General features: G+C 56.0%; 14 protein-coding genes. 11 read left to right on the top strand and 3 right to left on the bottom strand.

Annotation, left to right across the window (positions count from 1 at the left end):
• Positions 1-111: 111 nt before the first annotated feature.
• From RBB80_RS28475 to RBB80_RS28465, 3 genes are all read left to right on the top strand, one after another.
• Positions 112-1,212: a carboxylate-amine ligase gene (locus tag RBB80_RS28475; RefSeq protein ID WP_433965554.1), complete on the top strand. Its 1,101-nt coding sequence runs from the start codon at positions 112-114 to the stop codon at positions 1,210-1,212.
• 613 nt (positions 1,213-1,825) lie between these two features.
• Complete coding sequence (locus RBB80_RS28470; protein ID WP_433965553.1) at positions 1,826-2,167, top strand: hypothetical protein; 342 nt, start codon at positions 1,826-1,828, stop codon at positions 2,165-2,167.
• A complete protein-coding gene (locus tag RBB80_RS28465; protein WP_433965552.1) occupies positions 2,158-2,796 on the top strand; it encodes a hypothetical protein in 639 nt (212 codons plus the stop codon). Before RBB80_RS28470 ends, RBB80_RS28465 begins: the two co-directional genes overlap by 10 nt.
• A gap of 136 nt (positions 2,797-2,932) precedes the next feature.
• On the opposite strand, the gene RBB80_RS28460 is transcribed toward RBB80_RS28465, so the two are convergent.
• The 3 genes from RBB80_RS28460 to serS form a co-directional block, all read right to left on the bottom strand.
• On the bottom strand, positions 2,933-3,637 hold the full coding sequence (locus RBB80_RS28460) for a LolA family protein (protein WP_433965551.1): 705 nt from the start codon (positions 3,635-3,637) through the stop codon (positions 2,933-2,935).
• 44 nt (positions 3,638-3,681) lie between these two features.
• Positions 3,682-3,996 carry a hypothetical protein gene (locus tag RBB80_RS28455; RefSeq protein ID WP_433965550.1) on the bottom strand — a complete coding sequence of 105 codons (315 nt, stop codon included), beginning with the start codon at positions 3,994-3,996 and terminating at the stop codon, positions 3,682-3,684.
• 70 nt (positions 3,997-4,066) lie between these two features.
• On the bottom strand, positions 4,067-5,395 hold the full coding sequence (serS, locus tag RBB80_RS28450) for a serine--tRNA ligase (RefSeq protein WP_433965549.1): 1,329 nt from the start codon (positions 5,393-5,395) through the stop codon (positions 4,067-4,069).
• Between the two features lie 487 nt (positions 5,396-5,882).
• Here serS and RBB80_RS28445 point away from each other — a divergent pair, with 487 nt between their 5' ends.
• The 8 genes from RBB80_RS28445 to RBB80_RS28410 all read left to right on the top strand — a co-directional run bounded on the left by RBB80_RS28445 (position 5,883) and on the right by RBB80_RS28410 (position 15,231).
• Positions 5,883-7,838: a 3-hydroxyacyl-CoA dehydrogenase NAD-binding domain-containing protein gene (locus RBB80_RS28445; RefSeq protein ID WP_433965548.1), complete on the top strand. Its 1,956-nt coding sequence runs from the start codon at positions 5,883-5,885 to the stop codon at positions 7,836-7,838.
• Positions 7,808-8,401, top strand: coding sequence for a hypothetical protein (locus RBB80_RS28440; protein WP_433965547.1), 594 nt, complete (start codon positions 7,808-7,810; stop codon positions 8,399-8,401). Before RBB80_RS28445 ends, RBB80_RS28440 begins: the two co-directional genes overlap by 31 nt.
• Before the next feature lie 96 nt (positions 8,402-8,497).
• Positions 8,498-9,670, top strand: coding sequence for a thiolase family protein (locus RBB80_RS28435; protein WP_433965546.1), 1,173 nt, complete (start codon positions 8,498-8,500; stop codon positions 9,668-9,670).
• An 8-nt stretch (positions 9,671-9,678) separates the two neighbouring features.
• On the top strand, positions 9,679-9,975 hold the full coding sequence (locus RBB80_RS28430) for a hypothetical protein (RefSeq protein ID WP_433965545.1): 297 nt from the start codon (positions 9,679-9,681) through the stop codon (positions 9,973-9,975).
• Positions 9,976-10,160: 185 nt separating this feature from the next.
• Positions 10,161-11,981, top strand: a complete 1,821-nt coding sequence (locus RBB80_RS28425; protein WP_433965544.1) for an acyl-CoA dehydrogenase family protein — start codon at positions 10,161-10,163, stop codon at positions 11,979-11,981.
• Positions 11,982-12,308: 327 nt separating this feature from the next.
• Positions 12,309-13,817: a S53 family peptidase gene (locus RBB80_RS28420; RefSeq protein WP_433965543.1), complete on the top strand. Its 1,509-nt coding sequence runs from the start codon at positions 12,309-12,311 to the stop codon at positions 13,815-13,817.
• 114 nt (positions 13,818-13,931) lie between these two features.
• The gene (locus RBB80_RS28415) at positions 13,932-14,648 is read left to right on the top strand and encodes a hypothetical protein (protein ID WP_433965542.1); all 717 of its coding nucleotides are present in this window, start codon (positions 13,932-13,934) and stop codon (positions 14,646-14,648) included.
• Positions 14,649-14,694: 46 nt separating this feature from the next.
• Positions 14,695-15,231 (top strand): hypothetical protein, encoded by a 537-nt coding sequence (locus RBB80_RS28410; protein ID WP_433965541.1) that lies wholly within the window; start codon positions 14,695-14,697, stop codon positions 15,229-15,231.
• The last annotated feature ends 30 nt before the right edge of the window (positions 15,232-15,261 follow it).

The following is a 15,261-nucleotide window of genomic DNA, read 5'->3' as shown; positions in this document are numbered from 1 at the left end:
GTTGTCATTCCGCAGCGCAGCGAAGGAATCTGCGGTTGTACTTGCCTTTGCTTTCCACCATCCTTGCCTCAAGTGTTACGCTTCTGACTCACAACTGAAAGCGGAGAGCATATGCGGCCATCGTTCACGCTAGGCATTGAAGAGGAGTACCAGACAGTAGACCCCGAAACCCGCGATCTGCGCTCGCACATCGCGACCGAGATGCTTGCCAAGGGCAAGCTCCGCCTCGAAGAGCGCGTCAAGGCCGAGATGCACCAATCCGTCATCGAGGTCGGTACCCGAGTCTGCAGCAACATTCAGGTCGCGCAAGAGGACCTCTTCGACCTTCGCCGCAACATGATCGCCCTCGCCGAAGAACATGACCTCCTTCTCATCGCCGGCGCCACCCACCCTTTCGCCGACTGGCGCGTCCAGGAGATCTATCCCGACCCCCGCTACGCCCAGGTCGTCGAAGACCTCCAGCTCGTCGCCCGCGCCAACCTCATCTTCGGCCTCCACGTTCACGTTGGCATCGAAGACCGCGAAGCCGCTATCCGCATCATGAACTCGCTTCGCTACTTCCTCCCTCACATCCTCGCGCTCTCCACTAACTCCCCTTCTGGCTCGGCATGGAGACCGGTTACAAAAGCTACCGCGCCAAGGTCTTCGAAAACTTCCCCCGCACCAACCTGCCCGACAGCTTCGCCAGCTACTCCGAGTTCGAGAGCTACGTCAACCTTCTCATCAAGACCAAGTCCATCGACAACGCAAAAAATCTGGTGGGACGTCCGCCCTCATCCCTTCTTCGACACCGTCGAGGTCCGCATCTGCGACATCCCCCTCCGAGCGCACGAGTCCATCGCCATCGCTGCGCTCATCCAGGCCACAGCCTGCAAGCTCTGGCACCTCCACTCCCGCAACGTCGACTATCGCCAATACTCCCGCGCCCTGCTCATGGAAAATAAATTCCGCGCTGTCCGCTACGGCCTCGACGGCAAGATGATCGACTTCGGCAAAGAGGCCGAGGTCCCTGTCCGCGCGCTCATTCTCGAATACCTTGCCTTCGTCGATGACGTTCTCGACGAGCTAGGCAGCCGCACCGAGATCAGCTACATCCACACCATGCTACGCGAAGGCTCAGGTGCCGATCGCCAGCTCAAGGTCTTTCGCGAAACCGGCAGCCTCAGATCCGTAGTCGACTACATGGCCGCCGAAACCCGCGCTGGCCTCTAACTGTTCTTACCGTCGATATTGCTGTTTGCCACTGCCCTAGCTTTAGCCATAGCCCTAGCCATAGCCCTAGCTTTAGCCATAGCCCTAGCTTTAGCCATAGCCCTAGCTTTTGCGGTTCGCTGTTGCTGTCATCCTGAACGAAGTGAAGGATCCCGACACACTCAACCCACCCATACCGTTCGAACCTTCCAGCCCAAACACTCCAACGTTGCCTCTTCTTTATCCCAACCAAGGCTGCCCATCTCAAAAACCTGTCAAGCCCCAAAATCGCAAATCCCCGCGCCAGACAAGCAGATTCGCATGGCACAAAACCCCACCAGACCCGATATAATTAAAACAGGACCAAAAAGTGCCCCGACCTCGTGTCGGGGTTTTCGTTTTCAAGGGCTATTGAAATGAAGACTTTACAGGCAGTCATAAAAAAGTCTCTGTCTTTTCAGGACTTTGCGTCTAAACCAAAATGACTAGTCCAAACCTAAGTCTCGAGGATCTAATACTTTAGCGCAAAGTAAGGGAGGGAGGGGTAGCGGAGTGGTCACACCTTACCTTTTTCTCCAGTCACGCGGCAGTAACAAGCTATCTTAGAAACAAGTTTATCCGGAAGGCAGCACTCATGGTTGATCAGGCAACACCGACAGCACCAGACCTACGCACCACCGCATTCCCACCCGAGTTCACTGCCGGTGCACGCAACGCGGTAACTACCTGCCTGCGCATCCAGCCAAGCGAAAAGGTCACACTCATCACCGACGAGCGCTGCCTCACCATCGCAGCCTCTCTCGTCGCAGAACTCGAGCGCATCGGCTGCACCTGGAGCGCTTTCGTCCTCGAGGCTCTCGCCCCACGCCCCTTACCGACCTCCCCGCCGCAATCCTCGAAGATATGGAGTCCTCGCAGGTCAGCATCTTCGCGGTCGAGGTCCAGCCCAACGAGCTCCACAGCCGTATGCAGATGACCGACGTTGTCAACCGCCGGCGCATGCGTCACGCCCACATGGTCAACATCACTCCTGAGATCATGACCCAGGGCATGCGCGCCGACTTCCTCGCCATCGACCGCCTCTCCCAGGCCGTCCTCGACAAGGTCCGCGCTGCCACCTACGTGCGTGCCACCACCCCCGCCGGCACCGACATCCACGCCCAGCTCAACCCAGACTACCGCTGGTTCAAAACCTCCGGCATCATCAGCACCGAAAAGTGGGGCAACCTCCCCGGCGGCGAATGCTTCACCGCGCCTGGCGAGGTCAACGGCGTCTTCGTCGTCGACGGCGTCGTAGGCGACTTCCTCTGCGCCCGCTACGGCATCCTCCGCGCCCACCCCTCACCATCAACATCGAAGGCAATCGCATCACCCGCGCCTTCAGCGAGAACAAAGCCCTCGAGCGCGATTTCTGGGCCTATACCCACACCGATGAAAACTCTGATCGTGTCGGCGAGTTCGCCATCGGCACCAACATCGGCGTCGACCGCGTCATCGGCAACATCCTTCAGGACGAAAAATTTCCCGGCATCCACATCGCATTCGGAGACCCCTACGGCGCCCACACCGGAGCCCCTTGGAAGTCCTCAACCCACATCGACGTAGTAGGCCTCGAGTTCAGCATCTGGCTTGGCGACGCCCAGGGGAAGAGCAGATCATGCGAGACGGACAGTTTCTGCTCGACGCCTGAGCCATCGCACCAGGGAGTCTGCTTCTTTGTTACAAGCCCTTGGCTATGACCCTAGTGCGAGTCCGTCGTTGTCTTGCTGTCCGCTTTTATTTGATAAGGCTTGGTATCCACGCCTTGGTTATATTTGATGTTGGAGTAAACGGCAGTCCGATAGTCATCTGAGGGCATGTAGAAGCTTTGTTTCAGAGTAATGCCGCGGGCGGGATCAACCCAGATCGTCATATGCGTGCAATTGTTGCGGACAGACGGATCCTTCGGCACCAAATCGAGCTTAGCGGTCTGTACTCCGTTCAGCATCTCATCCCCTAGATCTGAGATCGACCAGGCTTTGGCCATCTCTCTGCCGCTGCCACCGAATCCAAGCGTAAGAAAGCTCTCCATCTGAGCCTGGTTCCCCTTAGGAGTAATGATGGTCTCATGATCGGTGCCAGGGTCAAACAGAGTCAGAATCCCATTGCGGTACTCCAGAAGTTTGGTCGAGGGAGAGGTAACCTTGGCTCCCATGACGGTCTTCATGCCTTCCTTCTTGAAGTAGATGGCGCCCCTCTGCGTCGTTGTCTGCTGCACAACCTTCTCGTAGAGATCCCACTGAAAATCGGCCTCAGCCGACTGGAACTTCAAGCTCGCCGCGTCCATCTGACGAAGAACTTCATCCAGGTGGCCAGGCTTCGGCTGCGCAACCGCAGAAACTGTGGCGAGACTCGAAACAACAGATGAAAAGAAAAGTGATGCAACAACACGGCGGAATGTGGTCATAACTCAGGTACTCCTGAAAGTTGAATGCTTTATGCGTCAGGTAGTTAACGAAGCACCCAGGCGTTGTAGGCGATGATTTTACCCTGTGCATCGTGGACGGGCTCATACCGCTCAAGCGATACCTCGCCTGATATCGGTTCGATCACGCGCAAAATCGCGGTGCGGCGCTCGAGGTCGTTGCTGGCGCCGCTCATATCATCGGCGCGAACCTGGTAGATGAAGCGGCTGCTTCCGCCGGAGGTCCCAGCTTCTCGGACCAGCACCTCGCTCGCATGAAGAGCGACCGTCTCAACGGGTTTGTCCTTGAAGTCAATCAAGTGGGGCGAGACAAACATGAAGACGAGAATGGCCGTCACCATGACGTCATAGTGGAAGCTGCCTCGTTCGTAGGCCCAGAAGATGTAGCTGCGAATGAGTTTTAAACATGGGTTAGCTCCTGCCTTGTTGCTTGCCGATGACTGTGTCGCCGTTCATATAGGGAACTAAAATGGGTGGAACCCTTATCGTGCCGTCAGCCTGCTGATAGTTCTCCAGAATCGCAAGGTAGGTACGGCCTACGGCGAGTCCGCTGCCATTGAGAGTGTGAAGAAACTCACTCTTTTTTGCTTGAGCTGGGCGGTATCGGATATTTGCCCTACGAGCTTGAAAGGACTCAAAGTTGGAGCAGGACGATATCTCGCGATAGAGCTGCTGACCAGGCAACCACACCTCGAGGTCGTAAGTTTTGGCAGCAGAAAAGCCCATGTCGCCCGAGCAGAGCAGCATTCGTCGATAAGGAAGGCCAAGACGCTCAAGCACAGTCTCGGCGTGACGTGTGAGCCGTTCGTGCTCGGCGTTCGAGTCTTCGGGGCGTACGAACTTGACCAACTCGACTTTCTGGAATTGATGCTGGCGGATCATACCGCGAACATCCTTGCCGTAGGAACCAGCCTCGGACCGGAAACAAGGAGTGTAGGCGCAGAAGGATAATGGAAGCTGCGATTCTTCGAGCGTCTCATCGCGAAATAGGTTAGTGACTGGAACTTCAGCCGTGGGAATGAGCCAGTGATCGTTCTCCTGGTAAACACTGGGCTGATAACTACCCTTGTCGTCACAATGGAAAAGATCTTCCGCAAACTTGGGCAGTTGGCCGGTGCCGAAGAGGGACTTGGAGTTAACCATGTACGGTGGCAGAACCTCGGTATAGCCGTGCTCCCCGGTGTGAAGGTCGATCATGAAGTTGGCGAGGGCGCGTTCAAGCCGCGCTCCTTGGCCGAAATGGACAACAAAGCGCGAGCCTGAGATTTTGGCCGCGCGACCAAAATCGAGGATGCCCAGCGCTTCGCCCAGATCCCAGTGAGGTTTTGCGGGGAAATCGAAGACCGTTTGCTCGCCCCAGAGCTTCTCCTGTCGGTTATTGTCTGCCGATTTACCGATGGGTACGCTGTCTTGGGGTAGGTTGGGAAGGGCTTGCAGGATCTCTTTCAAACGCTCGTCGGCAACTGCTGCGGAGGACTCAAGCGACTCCGCTTCAGACTTCAGGGCGCGTGTCTGCCCGGACTGTGAGGTTGCATCTGCGCCTTCACGTTTGAGCTTTGCGATCTCTTCAGTCAACCTGTTTCGCTGAGCCTTGAGCGTCTCCACTCGAGTGATAGCCTCGCGTCTCTCGCGATCGACTTCGACGAAGTTACCGAGTGCGACTTCGGGGTCCATTCCCCGATCACGCAACTTCTCTTTCACAAAGGCCAAATTAGCCCGAACAAATGCAAGATCAATCATCACGTTATATTTTAGCGTCTTCCCGCTAAAGCACGGGCTAGCGACATCTTTGCAATACTTCCGTTCACCCTCGGTTGACTGCGAATGTCGATCCTTTGTTCTCTTGTCGTGGGTTCTCCACTTTCCTGCTATAGTCCCGCGCTCTCTGCCTTATTTGGGGGTGCCAATGCCTAATACGCAATGCCGTAGTTTGGTCATAAATCAATTTCCCGCGATCTCCTCGGATCGCACGGGTTCAGTCTTTTGCTGAAACGTGGATCCGACTTACCTCCTGCCTGCTTTGATGATGGGCTTTGAGACAAACTTCCTACCTGTGACTAACAGCGAAATTCCCTTCGACCATGCTGCGCAGAGGCGTAGAGGCTGCGGGATCGAGTTTTAGAATGAGCGAATTAATGAATCGACTGGCTATTCACTTGACGGAATGAATGGTCATTCAGTATGCTTCGCATCGTTCGGGTATTCCTGCCCGCCGGAGCCTTTGACTATGCCTTCCAGCACTATCGAAGCACCTACGCCGCAGAGTTCGGCAAAGCCTATTCCGTCTCGCGATCAGAGACAGATCAGTAAGGTCGCCGTTCTTGGAGCGGGAACGATGGGTTCGCGAATCGCAGCCCACCTTGCTAATGCTGGATTGCCGGTGGTTCTGCTGGATATCGTTCCTCCTGGTACGGAGGTTAGCGCTCCGAATCAGGAGCGGAACAAGTTTGTCCTGGCGGCGATGGATGGGTTGAAAAAGTCGAAGCCTGGCGCCTTCTACTCGATCGACAGCGCCCGGCTGATAACGATCGGGAACTTCGAGGACGATCTTGCTTTAATCGCGGACTGCGATTGGATCATCGAGGTGGTGGCGGAGAATCTTGAGATCAAACGGGCGCTGCTGGAGAAGGTGCAGCAACATCGCCGTAGAGACGCAATACTCACGAGCAATACGAGCGGCCTTCCGATTCACAAGATAGTTGAAGGGATGCCGATGGAGCTGCGCCGCCATTGGTTCGGAACGCACTTCTTCAATCCGCCGCGGTATATGCGGCTGCTCGAGATTATTCCGACTCCTGATACGGACCAGGCGGACATTGCGGCGGTGGAGCACTTTTGCGACCTGCGGCTGGGCAAGGCGATCGTTCACTCGCACGATACGCCGAACTTCATCGCTAACAGAATCGGCACATTTTCGATGGGAAATGCGATTCGCCTGATGCAGGAGCAGGGGCTGTCGATTGAAGAGATTGATACGTTGACCGGCTCTGCGCTGGGTTGGCCGAAGACCGGGACTTTTCGGTTGGGCGATATGGTCGGCGTGGATGTGCTGGCGCATGTAGCGATGAATTTCACGGCCCAAGCCGCAAAGGTTAAGGATGAACGTGCCGAGGTTACACTGGCACCCTTTATCGGCAAGATGCTCGAAAAGAAGTGGCTCGGGGATAAAACGAAGCAGGGCTTTTATAAGAAAGAAGGCAAAGATACTGAGGGGCGCGACCTGCGGCATGTTCTGGATTGGCAGACGCTGGACTACAAGCCGAGCATGCGCCCGAAGTTTCCCGCGATCGAGATGGCTAAAAACGTGGAGTCGACCCATGCTCGTATCGCGCAGTTGCTGCATGCGGACGCGACGAAGGACAAGGCGGCTGCGTTTTACTGGCCGCTGCTGACGGAGTTGTTTACGTACAGTGCGAACAGAGTGCCGGAGATTGCGGACAATCTCGCTGAGATCGACCAGGCGATGAAGACTGGGTTCAATTGGGAGCTTGGTCCCTTCGAGATGTTCGATGCTGCAGGTGTTCGAACGACGACCGAGAAAATGCGAGCTGCGGGTGCGCCAGTTTCGGCGAATGTGGAAAAGCTGCTTGCTTATGCGGAGAAGCACGGGGAAGCGAATCCCACGTGGTACAAGGATGACGTTTCGGTACCGTCGGGTCGGCTATTCTTCGATGTTGTGAGCGGTGAGTACGCTCCGGTTGTGACCGCGGAGGGAGTGACCTCTCTCGCTGTAATCAAGAAGCGGAACGGTGTGGTGAAGAAGAATCCCGGTGCGTCTGTTGTCGATTTGGGCAATGGAGTAGCAGCGATTGAGTTGCACTCCAAGATGAACGCGCTGGGTGACGACATCGTCAATCTGATCACCCAGAGTCTGAAGCCTGCGAGCGATATTGTTAGAAACTTCGAGGCTTTTGTTGTCACGGGCGACTCCGCGAACTTTTCGGTTGGCGCGAATCTGATGCAGCTTCTGCTTGGGATTCAGGAGGAGGAGTGGGATGAGGTAGAGATGGCGGTGCGCGCGTTCCAGAATATGACGCAGGCCATCAAATTCTGCCCGCGTCCTGTGGTGGTTGCGCCCTATGGAATGTGTCTGGGGGTGGCGTGGAGATTGCGCTTCATGCTGCCGCGCGCCAGCCTCACTCTGAGCTTTATATGGGTCTGGTGGAGGCTGGCGTCGGGCTGATTCCGGGTGGCGGCGGTTGTAAAGAGATGACCATCCGGTCGGTGGAGGCGGGGTGGAGCATTCGTCCGGATGCCCGCGGTGAAGGCGTGGAGATTTTTGAAGCGCTGAAGAAAAATTTCGAAACAATTGCGATGGCGAAGGTTTCGACCAGTGCGGCCGAGGCTCGCTCGCTCGGTTTCCTGAAGCAATCGGATTCCATAACGACGAATCGCGAACGGTTGCTCACGGATGCAAAGACGAAGGCCCGGGCGCTCGCCGATGCGGGCTATAGTGCCCCCGCCCCGCGTACCGACATTGCGGCTCCTGGAGAGAATGCTCTGGCCACGCTGAAGCTTGCCGTGTGGACGATGCGGGAGGGGCAGTATATCTCCGATCATGACGCAAAGGTTGCGAACTGGGTGGCGTATGCGCTGTGTGGAGGCAAGGTCACACCGGGCACACCGGTGACGGAGCAGTACCTGCTGGACCTCGAACGCGAGGCTTTTCTGTCGCTGTGTGGAGAGAAGAAGACGCAGGAACGAATCGCGTTTACGTTGAAGACAGGTAAGCCTCTGCGAAATTAGGAGATGGTTACCAACAGCTAGATTCAAGTCAAAAGATGCTTTTCATTTACGGTCTTCGGAGTAGGTTCGGAGACAGAGATTGGGAGTTAGTTGGCTATGAAAGAAGTAATTATTGCCTCCGCTGTTCGCACCGCCGTTGGGAAGGCTCCACGCGGTACTCTTCGTACCACTCGCCCGGATGACCTGGCTGCCTTCGCGATTAGTGGCGCGTTGGAGCGGGTTCCGCAACTCGACAAGTCGGAGATTGAGGATGTCATCCTGGGCTGCGCGATGCCTGAAGCAGAGCAGGGGATGAATGTGGCGAAGGTGGCCAGCTTTCGAGCTGGGTTGCCGGTTACGACCTCGGGAATGACAATCAATCGCTATTGTGCCTCAGGGCTGCAGTCGATTGCGTTGGCTGCGGATCGGATCCGTGGCGGGTCAGCAGATTGCATCGTCGCAGGGGGCACAGAGAGCATGTCATATGTTCCGTTCGGAGGCAACAAAATCTCGGTTAACCCGTGGCTGGTGGAGAACTTTCCGGGGTCGTATATGTCGATGGGGTTGACTGCGGAGCGGGTTGCGACTCACTACGGCATTACACGGGAGCAGATGGATCAGTTTTCGTATGAGAGCCATCAGAAGGCTCTGGCTGCGATTGCGGCTGGGAAGTTCGCGGATGAGATTGTTTCGGTGACGGTTACAAATACTGTGCCGAATGGGAAGAAGGCAAAGACGACCGAGTCGACGTTCAAGCAGGATGAGGGGCCACGTGCCGATACTTCTCTTGAAGCGCTAGCGAAGTTGAAGCCTGTGTTCCATGCGAAGGGAACTGTGACGGCGGGGAACTCGAGCCAGACCTCGGATGGAGCTGCGGCGGCGGTTGTGATGTCAGCGGAGCGCGCCGCACAGCTTGGAATCAAGCCGATGGGTAAGTTCATCGCGTTCGCCTATGCCGGCTGCGATCCGGAAGAGATGGGGATTGGGCCGATTCATGCGATTCCAAAGGTCTTGAAGATGGCGGGGCTTTCAATTGAAAGTATTGATCTCTTCGAGTTGAACGAGGCTTTTGCTGCGCAGTCGCTGGCTGTATTGAAGGTGCTGGGTATAGATCCGGCGAAGGTGAATGTGAATGGGGGCGCGATTGCGCTTGGACACCCGCTTGGTTGTACCGGTGCGAAGTTGACCGCCACGCTTCTGCGTGAGATGCCTCGACGCAATGCAAAGTATGGGATTGTGACGATGTGTGTTGGCGGGGGATGGGTGCGGCTGGGATCTATGAGGCTATGAATTAAACGATGCGTCGCTACTCCATGCCGGAAAGAACCGTCCTGACGAAATTGCGTCCGGCGGGCCGGAGTGACTGGCATCAGATTCGAGTAGTGAGTGGATATGTCGCGGTGATTGCAGTTATTTTTGCGGTTACATTTTTTATCAAACACTTGCATCGTGAAGATATTGCACAGAACTGGAAGTGTGCAACGGCGACTATTGAAGACGTTCAGCCAAAAGTGATCGAGTACGTGAACGGCCCGAGAAGTGGAGTCGTTCTCTACGAGGTCTCGATCCTTGCGAGGTACATCTCTGAGGGGTAGCGCATGAGAGATGGATCACGGTGGAACAACCGCCGGTCACGCTCGCCGAAGCAGAGTTGGAGACGGTTCGATGGAAGGGCCAACAATGTGTTGTTCGATGGAATTCTTTTGAGCCCGACCAGATGATTGCTGAAGTGAGCTAGGTTGCATTTTAGAGTTCAGAATTCTGCAGAAGGAGTAACACCATGGCAACGATGACGACCCCTGACCCGATCACCGCTACCCGCATCGCTGGCGGCAGCTTCCTTATCAGCGATCCCACGCCTGCGGATTGTTTCTTTCCTGAGGATTTTACCGACGAGCATAAGCAGATTGCCGAGACCACGGCGAACTTCGCGATCAACGAGATTATGCCTGCGTCTGACTCGATTGAGGCAAAGGACTTCTCAGTTACGAAGCGTCTGCTGAAGGAGGCCGCGGAGCTTGGACTCACTGCGGTTGATATTCCCGAGGAGTACGGCGGCCTGGAGATGGATAAGGCTACCTCCGCGATCGTCGCAGAGAACATCTCGAAGCAGGCAAGCTTTTCGGTGGCCTTCTCCGCACATACCGGCATCGGTACGCTGCCTCTGGTCTGGTATGGCAACGCGGAGCAAAAGAAAAAGTATCTGCCCAGGATTGCATCGGGTGAGATTGTTTCGGCGTATGCGCTGTCTGAGTCGACGAGCGGTTCGGATGCGGTCAATGCAAAGACGAAGGCGGTGCTCTCCGCGGATGGGAAGACGTACACGCTGAACGGCGAAAAGATGTGGATTTCGAATGCGGGATTTGCGGATCTGTTTACCGTCTTCGCGAAGTGCGCGATCCCCGATGGTCCGGATGCGGGGAAGGAGAAACTCACGGCGTTTTTGATCGACCGAGGAACGCCTGGTTTCACGCAGGGCAAAGAGGAGCACAAGCTTGGGATTCGCGGCAGTTCGACGTGTCCGCTGATCCTTAACGATTGTGTGATTTCGGCGGAGAATCTGCTGGGGGAGGTGGGCAAGGGCCACCACATTGCATTCAATATTCTTAATGTCGGGCGCTACAAGTTGGGGAATGCCGCGATTGGCGGCGCTCGGATGGCGTTGAATAATGGGATTAGGTATGCGATTGATCGTAAGGCGTTCGGAAGGTCGATCTCCGAGTTTGGGTTGATTCAGGAGAAGATTGCGAACTGCGCCACTGGCATCTTTGTTGGCGGTGCGGTGTGCTATCGCACCGTGGGGCTGATCGATAGGGCTCTGGCGGGTGTGCATAAGAACGATACGAAGGAGATTCAAAAGCGTATCGAGGATTATGCGGTCGAGTGTTCGATTGTGAAGGTGTGGGCGAGCGAGATGCTTGACATGGTCGTCGACGAGACGCTGCAGATCTTCGCGGGCTACGGTTATGTTGAGGAGTTTCCGGCCGAGCGGGCTTACCGCGATGCTCGAATCAATCGGATCTTCGAGGGAACCAATGAGATCAATCGCCTGATCATTACAGGCTGGCTGATGAAGTCTGCCATGAGTGGCAAGCTGGCTTTGATGCCTGCGATCACGAAGTTGATGGACGAGGTGATGTCAGGGCCTGGCGAGAAAATGGAGCGCGAAGGGCCGCTGGCTGACGAGCGCAACCTGCTGGCGAATGCGAAGAAGCTGACGTTGTTTGTCGCTGGAGCTGCGACGCAGAAGTATATGACGCAGATCGCGGATGAGCAGGAGGTGATGGGGGCGATCTCGGACATGATCATCGAGGTCTTCGCGATGGAGAGCGCGATTCTGCGCGCGGAGAAGATTGCGGCCGGGCAGCCGGCGGAGGCTTCAGCTATGCCTGTTGCGATGGCGCAGATCTATGCTGATAAGGCGATGGCTACGGTTGAACTGGCAGCGCGGAAGGTAATAGCGGCAGTGGCTGAGGGAGATATGCTGCGGACGCAACTTACGATCCTTCGCCGTCTGTCAAAACATGACTCCGCGGATACGATCAAGCTCCGCCGGCAGGTGGCCCGGCACATGCTCAAGGCCGGAAAATACAGTATTTAGAGGAACGTGATTATGAAAAAGGGACTAGTTGAGCGATCCTCAACGTGTCCTTTTTCTCGTAGTGATGTGGGGTAAACCGATCCGGATGAGGAGCGATTGGACGTCTGAGATCGGGTGTGCTCCTCTAGGTTTCAGCTTTTCTTCCTGAAATGGCACAATCAGAGAGACGAAATAATCTCTTTACCTCTGTAAACGCAACATTTCGTTTTATCGTCTGTCTAAGCATGTACCTCACCTCGGTCCCTCTTCGGTTCGTCGGGCCAGTCGATCGCAGTGTGTGGACCAGTAGGCCACCCCGTAACCCGGTAGTAAGGTAGAAGATATCCAATGCGCAGCCGCTTTCTCTCTCAATTGATTGGCCCCATTACCCTCCTTGCCTCCGCGTTTTGCCCTCTTAGCCAGGCTGCAGTCCAGAACCGAATTGCCAGTGCTGTCGACGGCGGTTCTCGGACCTCTCTGCCCGGCACGATAATGAGCCGGGCACGGCGTTCTACGGATCTTGGTGCTGCGCCGGCCGACAAGAAGCTCGAGTCGATGTCACTGCGCTTCAGCATGACTTCGGCCCAGCAGGCCAGTCTAAGCCAGCTTCTCGCTGATCAGTTGAACCCCGGTTCCGGGAGTTATCACCAGTGGCTGACACCGGAGCAGTTTGGTACTCGGTTCGGCCTGAGCAGCGCAGATATTGCCAAGGTTTCGACATGGCTCACCAGTCAGGGATTCACCATCACCCGGACGGCTCGGAGCTCTACGTTCATCTCTTTTTCAGGCACGGTTGCGCAGGTGCAGCAGGCTTTTGGGACCTCGATTCACAATCTTTCGCTCAACGGCGAACCGCATATTTCGAATGTCACCGATCCGGTGCTTCCGTCAGACATCGCGGGTGTCGTGACCTCGATCGTCGGACTAAATGACTTCAAGGCAAAGCCTCACTTGCGTGCGCGAAAAGCTTCCCCGATAGATCCATCGCAGCCCCTCTACACGCAAACTCTGAGCGGTGTTACGAGTCATTACATCTCGCCCGCTGATTTCTATACCATCTACGACGAGAATCCTCTGCTTACCGCTTCCACGCCGATTAATGGCACGGGCGTAACAATTGCTGTGATGGGAAATACGGATCTTACCTCAGGCAACGTGCTTCCGGACGCGAATGTTGCGCAATTTCGGTCGGCGGCTGGCCTTCCCGCGATCAATCTCAAGCTGCAATCCGCTATTCCTGCAGGCGGCTCTGACGCCGGAGTCTCGGCGAGCGATGTCGATGAAGCCCATCTTGATGTTGAGTGGTCGAGTGCGGCAGCTCCGGGAGCCACGATTCTTTATGTTTACAGCAGCAATAACATCTTTGCGGACTCTCTGACTTACTCCATCGACAACAAGGTGGCTCCGATTATCACCATCAGCTATGGCTTGTGCGAGAGCGGTTGGGGTACCGCAATGTTGTCGAGTTACAACAGTCTGCTGGCGCAAGCGAACGCCCAGGGGCAGACCGTAATCAGTTCGTCTGGCGACGCCGGTGCTACCGACTGCGATGCGACCGGTCTTGCGACAGAGGGGCTTAACGTTGACTTTCCTTCCAGCTCTCCGTATGTCACCTCTGCAGGCGGGACGATGTTCAGCGGGGATGTGAATGATTCAGCCCAATACTGGAATAGCAATAATGGCAGCAACGGCGGCTCAGCGATCTCATACATTCCAGAACAGCCCTGGAACGAAACCTCGGGTTCGGGGGACTCAGCGCGGGGGTGCAGGGGGCGGCGGTGTCAGCGCTTTCTTTTCAAAACCACGGTGGCAGACAGGTTTAGGTGTTCCAAACGACTCTTCCCGAGATCTTCCTGATATTTCTCTGAATGCGGCAGCCCTGCATGATGGTTACCTGGTCTGCAGCTCGGGGGACGGACAAGGGGAGACCCCTGTGTCAACGGCTTCCTTTCTTCCAACGGACAGCCGAATGTGTTTGGCGGGACCTCGTTTGTTGCGCCTTCCTTCGCCGGCATCCTTGCTCTTGTCGAACAACAGCTCGGTTCCGTGGCGGCCGGCGGACTTGGAAATATTGGACCAACTCTCTATGGCTTCCTGAATGGCCCAACCTACGGTACCGTCTTCCATGACACCATTGCCGGAAGCAACGCGGTCACTTGCACCCAAGGGACGCCGGACTGCCCAAACGGAGGATCGATTGGATACTTCGCGACAACCGGCTATGACCTGGCTATGGGCCTCGGCAGCTTTGATGTCAATAAACTCGTTACTGGCTGGAGCGGGGTTACGACAGTCGGCACGGGTACGGGAAGCGGTGGTGGGACTAGCATCAGCACGACGGCGCTTACCACCAGCGTTTCTCTGTGCGCGGTTTCGGCCGGCACTCTTGCCCTCAACGTGACGGTTGCAGGGACTGCTTCGGGTCCAACGCCCACGGGCACAATCCAATTTTTTGTCGATAATGTAGCTGTCGTGGGTGGCACTACTACTCTGTCCGGTGGAACCGCGAGCTATAGCCTTGTCACCTCCTCGCTTTCTTCCGGGGGCACAACATCAGTGCGGTCTACTCTGGCGATGGCAACTATGCGGGGTCAAAGGGACGCTTCTGGGACCAAACATCAACGCCAACTTCTACCCGAATGGCCCGCTCGCGTCGGTCGACATAGTCTCGTCCACCTCTTCCGGTAAGCCTGATTTTTCTTTCGCACCTGCGACTTGTGGCGCGACGACAACTGTGCAGCCAGGAGCTACAGCCTCGGGGGTTACCTTTACGATCACGCCCGTCAACGGATTTACGGGTCCGGTCAATCTGACGTTCAGCAACAATGATGGAATGGCGGCAACACCTAGTTTCTCTGTGTCGCCGGTCGCAATCACTACTTCTACGGGCGTGACCACTTCGTTTGTCGTGGTAGCTTCTCAACCGACGACGGCCGCGAATTCAATCCGACCCGCGCTGAAGCCTTCCGGCCGAGATCCCGCGACTAAGATGCCATGGTATGCGGCTAGTTCTGGAGCTACGGTTGCTGGATTGTGTTTGCTTATGCTGCCGCGTCGCCGCCGTTGGGTCGCTCTGCTTGCTGCTGTGATTAGCATCTCTGCTCTAACAGCGGTGGGCTGCGGGTCAAACACCTCCAACACCGGTGGAAGCGGCGGGACTCCTCCTCCTACTGGGACGACAAATGCCTCTAAGGGTATCTATACGTTTACGGTGACTGCAATAAGCGGCACCTTGGTGCATAGCGCGCAGATTTCCTACAACGTGCCGTAGAAATAGTAGGTTTAGTCTTTTGCCGGCCGC

It is taken from the genome of Tunturiibacter gelidiferens (assembly GCF_051013345.1).
GTDB lineage: Bacteria > Acidobacteriota > Terriglobia > Terriglobales > Acidobacteriaceae > Edaphobacter > Edaphobacter gelidiferens_A.
The sequence above is the reverse complement of the archived record's forward strand: the minus strand, read 5'-3'. Positions and strand labels throughout refer to the sequence as shown.